Source organism: Propionicimonas sp., from assembly GCF_047606205.1.
In the GTDB taxonomy this organism is placed as follows: Bacteria; Actinomycetota; Actinomycetes; order Propionibacteriales; family Propionibacteriaceae; genus Propionicimonas.
Window position 1 is genome coordinate 1 of record NZ_JASGES010000172.1, and the last position, 5,231, is coordinate 5,231.

Here is a 5,231-nt window from a genome sequence, read left to right on the forward strand (position 1 = left end):
ACCGTCGATGGTCGGTTCGCCGGCGAGGCCCACTACACCGTCCGCGACGGTGTCGCAGCCTTCGACCACACGATGGTGCCCTCGGAGTTCGGCGGACGCGGCGTCGCGGGGCGCCTCGTCCAGCACGCCATGGACGAGGTCCGCGCGGCGGGGGAGTGGAAGGTGCGGCCGGTCTGCTCCTATGTCGGGTTCTGGTTCGACCGGCACCCCGAGTACGCCGACCTGCTCGCCTGACCGTCCCCACCCCGGACGGCGAACCGTCCGGGCACGTTCCGTACGTAGCCAGTGGGCAATTCGAAGCATTGCTCGGTGGTCGCCGGCACGCGAACAATTCATCGCCGGGGGGCGAGAATGCTGGACGAGCCGATTGTGGCCGCCGACCAGGCGGCGCTGCGACGCCGGGCGGAGGAGTGCCTCGCGGACGGCAGCTTCGACGTGGCCGACTCCGCCTACGCCGAGCTGCACCGCCTCGGCGGCCTCGACCGCGTCGACGCAGGGAACTGGTTGCGGACGCTCCGGGCGCTCGGTGTCCGGCGCCAGCAGCCCAGCCTTGCCGAGCTGGTGGCCAGCTTCCCCGACGACCAGGACATCCTCGAGTTCGTGGCCGCGGAGCTGTGGCAACGGGCGGAGACCAGGGCTGCCGGGGCCGAGTCCGACGACGACGACCTCGCGCGGGAGGCGTGGTCGGCAGCGCTGAAGATGGCCGGACCCGTGCCCCGCACCGACGCGGAGGGCGTCCGGATGATCGGACTGCTCGACCGGTTCTTCCAGGCCGGACGCAGGCAACGGACGCCGATCGGCAGCTACGCGGAGTTCGAGAGCGCGTTGCGGCGCTTCGCAGCCGCGGGCCCGGAGTCGACCCTGCGCGCGGCGGACCTGCTCGCGGCGGAGAGCCCCGTGATCGCCCTGGAACTCGTCACCGGCGCCGAGTTGAGCGCCGCGGCCGTGCTCGTGCGCGCGGTGGCGTCCGCCGAACTGGACGACTTCGCGACCTCGGCCCGGCTGTTCGACGAGCTCGCCGCCCAGTGGGGCGTCGGCGTCCGGGACCTCGACATCGAGGACCGCTCGCGCTGGGTGCAGGCCATGACCGACGTCGGCCGGTTCGCCGAGGCCGAGGAGGCCTGCCTGCGCACGATCGCCGTGATCGAGGGACGCCCTGGCGACGCGGCCGGGTGGGCGGCCGCCGGGATGGCCGCGGACTCGTTCGCGCACTGGCGCCACGTGTACCGGCTGCTGGCCTACCGGCTCGCCGCGCAGCAGGGGCGCTTCCGGGCTGCGTGGGACCACCTGCGGAAGTCCGTCGAACTCGATGACACCTCCCTGCCGGATGAGCTGCGCCGCTCGATCCTGCGGATCCGGATCCTGCTGGCCGACCAGCCCATGGCGCTGGCGATCCTCGCCGAACTCCGCCAGCTCGACACGCCGGACCCGTACAACACGTCCTACGCGGAGGCCTGCCTGTGGGCGGGGACGCAGTGGGGAACGCCGACCTCGGAGGGCCGGCTGGTCGAGCCGGACAACCCGTTCAGCGGTTCGCGCTACACCGGGCAGGCCGCAGCCAGGGCGCTGCTGGCCCAGGCCGGGCCGGACGTGGACGGCCGCCAGCTGCTGCGACTCGCCCTGCTCGCCGGTGACGACGACCGTGCGGCCGCGATGATCGCCGCCGAGCCGCTCACCGCTGCCGACCCGTGGTCGGTGCAGGTCCTTGGCGCGATGCTGCTGCTCCGCACCGGCGACGACGTCGCGGCGGACGCGCTGCTCGCCCAGGTGCTGCCGTTGCGCAGGCACGACCTCGACCTGCGAGTGCTGGACGCCCAGGCGTCCCTGATCGCCGGCCGGTACAAGGAAGCGATGCGGGAGGCGATAGCGATCACCGACGCGGTCGGCGAGCACATCCTGGCCCGCGCCATCCAGGCCGAGGGCGAGTTCGAGTCCGCGCTCGCGATGGCGGAGGGCCCCGAGGGCGGGAGCGGCAACACCGGCTCGGTCGAGAACGCCCAGCAGCTGATGGTGGCGGTCGCCGACTACCGGATGGCCGCCGACCTGCACCGCGACACGAAGCTCTACCTCGAGACGGGGCGCGCCCGGCCGGGTGGGCGGGTCGGCTCCGAGCCGCTGGCTCCGCGGCTGTTCATCGAGGTGTGCCGGCGCGGCCTGCACGCGGCGATCCTCGCCCAGGAGGGACTGGACCGGCTCGGCCTGAAGGGCGACGCCCAGCTCATCGACGACGCGCAGGACCTGATCCAGCACCTCCGCTCGGTGAACCAGCCGTGCTGCCGGCGATGGGGCCCGCGGTGGCAGCGGCTGCTGCACCAGATGCGGCACGTTCCGGACCGGGACGAGGCGTCGCGACTCGCCCTGCTGATGATCGCCTACCGCTGGTCGAACTGGCGCAAGCGCCTGGTCAACGGTGCGTTCCTCCTCCTCGGCGTCGTGGTCACCTACCTCGGCCTGACCAACCAGTTGCCAGGGCCGGAGTCCGACACGCTGCGAGTGATGGTGCTGGGCGTCGGCGTCCTGCTGCTGCTGATGCCGTTCGCCCGCAGCCTGAAGGTCGGGGTGGTGGAACTCAGCAGGGACGCGGACGTCGCCCCGCTGTCAGGGCGGTCGAAGTCGCTGCGCACCAGCCGGCTGCTGCTGCGGGCGAACCACCTGGGGACCTTCGCGCTCCCGTCCCCACCGGAGAAGGGACGGCGCGCGCACGCCCGCTCGCGCGAGGAGGGCGCTGCCACGCCGCCGGCCCCCGCGCCCTGAGCATCGGGGAGGTCGGACGGGCCGGTGTCGGTGAGCGTGCGGCCTCCGGATCCGCGACGGGACGGCCCGGCGAGGGCTCCACCCGGACTCAGCGGACCAGAGCTGCCTGTCGAAGGCGCGTCTTCGCTGCGGCCGGCAGGAAGGACGCCTCGATGCTGTTGGCGGCCAGGGTGGCCAGCTGGTCGTCGCCGAGTCCGAGGTCGCGGCGGACAGCGGCCAGGTTGGCGTCCAGGTAGCCGCCGAAGTAGGCGGGGTCGTCGGAGTTCACGCACGCCAGGATGCCGGCGTCCAGCATCGCGGGCAGCGGGTGGTCGGCCATGGTCGGCACGGCCCTGAGCCGCACGTTGGACAGCGGGCAGACCGTGAGCGGGATCCGGTGCCGGACGAGGTGTTCCACCAGCCGCGGGTCGCGGAGCGCGTTGATGCCGTGGTCGACCCGTTCCACTCCGAGCGCGTCGAGCACTTCCCACACGTACTCGGGGCCGCCCTCCTCTCCCGCGTGGGCGACGGTGTGCAGGCCGTCCGCCCGCGCCCGCGCGTAGAGCGGGGCGAACGGAGCGGCGGGGTAGCCGATCTCCGAGGAGCACAGCCCGACGCCGAGCAGGTCGACCCCGGTGGCGACGGCTTCCGCGTAGGCGCGTTCCGCGTCCGGTGCGGGCAGGTGGCGCAGGAAGGTGACGATCAGGCCCGCGCTCACGCCGTGGTCGGTCTCCGCGCGGGCCAGCGCGTCCGCGACCCCGGCGAGCGCGACGGGTGCGGGGACGCCACGCGCCGTGTGGGCCTGCAGATCGAGGAACACCTCCGCGCGGACCACCCCGGACGCGGCCGCCCTCGCCAGGTACGCGTCGGTGAGCTCGGCGAAGTCGGCCTCCGTGCGCAGCACGGCCATGTTCGCGTAGTAGACGTCGAGGAAGTCCTGCAGGCAGCCGTACGCGTAACGGCTGCGCAGGTCGTCGACGTCACGCCACGGCAGGGTGACCCGGTTGCGCTCGGCCAGCTCGAAGACCAGGTCGGGTTCGAGCGTGCCCTCCAGGTGCAGGTGCAACTCCGCGAACGGCAGCATCGGACTCCTTCCCTCCGGTTGCCGCGATGCTATCGCCGAGCCGGGAGCCGACCAGGACGGCGAACACCGGGGAGCCGGCCCTCCGGAGGGTCGAACGGCCGATCCGGCGCGCCGCACGACCCCCAGGGCGGCTGCGCTCGCGGGGCGGTCAGGCTGCTGATACTCCCCGCGTCCGCAGCGTGGAAGAGTCTGTGTCGTGACCCCCGAGCCCCAGGTCGTTGGTCGTCGTGACGAGATCACGCTGTTCGACGCGCTGTGCGACGACCTCTCCGGCCACGGGTCCACCCTGATCCTGAGTGGGCCGCCGGGGATCGGCAAGTCCTATCTCCTGGACGAGTTCGCGCGGCGAGCCTCCACGCGGTCGATGACGGTGTTGCGCGGCGGGGGCAGCCCGGCGGAGGCCTCGGTGCCCTACGCCGGCCTGCACCTGCTCCTGCATCCTCTGCGCAGGCGGTTCCCAGACCTCCCGCCGCCTCAACGCGCCGCGCTGGAGATCGCCTTCGGCACGCGGGACGGCCCGACGCCCGGCGCCTTCCTGGCCGGCATGGCCAGTCTGACCCTCCTGGCCGAGGCCTCGTCCACGGGGGCGCTGGCCGTGATCGTGGACGACCTGCACTGGCTCGACCCCGCCTCCCGCTCCGCCCTGTTCGTGGCGCTGCGGCGGCTACGGTCCGATCCCGTGGTCGCGGTGCTGGCGACCCGGGAGGACGAGATCGCGGAACGAGCCGTGGACGCGCAGCACCGGGTCCTGTCGCCGTTGGGCTTCGTCGACGCCAACACGCTCCTGGACCGCCGGAAGGACCGTCCGCTGGGCAGTGCCCGTCGCGAACTGCTGGACCGTGCCCAGGGCAACCCCCTCGCCCTGGTCGAGCTCTCCCCGTCCGGGCCCGCCGGCATCGCGTCGGCACGCCGGGGGCACCTCACCCAGCGCCTCCAGGAGGCGTTCCGGGGTCGTCTGGACGAGCTCTCGCCGCCCGCGCGGCTGTGCCTCGCCGTCGCGGCGATCGCGGAGCGAGGCACCCGCGGGGACGTGCTCGCCGCCGCGTCGGTGGTGCTCGGCCGGCCGATCGAGGAGGGGTGCCTCGACGCGGCCGTGGACTGCGGACTGCTGAACGGCGCCACCGAGGTGGTCAGCTTTCGGCATCCGCTCGTTCCGGCCGCGGTGGCCTCGGCCACGCCGCCGGCGCAGCGCCGGGCGATCCTTCGAGCTCTTCTCGAGACGGCCGGGGAGGACCGGCGGTCGGTGTGGTGGCAGGTCGAACTGGCGACGGGCGCGGACGACTCGCTGGCGAACCGGCTCGACGACCTCGCCGGCAGCAGCCTGGCTACCGGCGACGGCGAGCAGGCGCTGCGGGCGCTCCGCTCCGCGGCGGCGCTGACCACGCCGGCCGCGGCGAGGGCGGACCGGCTGATG

Annotated in this window: 4 protein-coding genes; 3 read left to right on the top strand and 1 reads right to left on the bottom strand. The window is 73.6% G+C overall.

What is annotated here, in order from left to right:
* The coding region (locus QM633_RS10665; protein WP_415153736.1) for a GNAT family N-acetyltransferase at window positions 1–234 on the top strand (234 nt) is incomplete at its 5' end.
* Window positions 235–369: 135 nt separating this feature from the next.
* Window positions 370–2,754 (top strand): hypothetical protein, encoded by a 2,385-nt coding sequence (locus QM633_RS10670; RefSeq protein ID WP_415153737.1) that lies wholly within the window; start codon window positions 370–372, stop codon window positions 2,752–2,754.
* Between the two features lie 88 nt (window positions 2,755–2,842).
* On the opposite strand, the gene QM633_RS10675 is transcribed toward QM633_RS10670, so the two are convergent.
* Window positions 2,843–3,817, bottom strand: coding sequence for an adenosine deaminase (locus QM633_RS10675; RefSeq protein WP_415153738.1), 975 nt, complete (start codon window positions 3,815–3,817; stop codon window positions 2,843–2,845).
* A 196-nt stretch (window positions 3,818–4,013) separates the two neighbouring features.
* Here QM633_RS10675 and QM633_RS10680 point away from each other — a divergent pair.
* The coding region (locus QM633_RS10680; protein WP_415153739.1) for an AAA family ATPase at window positions 4,014–5,231 on the top strand (1,218 nt) is incomplete at its 3' end.

What these genes read in the sequence shown, in the direction of transcription:
- QM633_RS10675 (WP_415153738.1), bottom strand. Translation starts at nt 3,817, where the DNA reads ATGCTGCCGTTCGCGGAGTTGCACCTGCACCTGGAGGGCACGCTCGAA.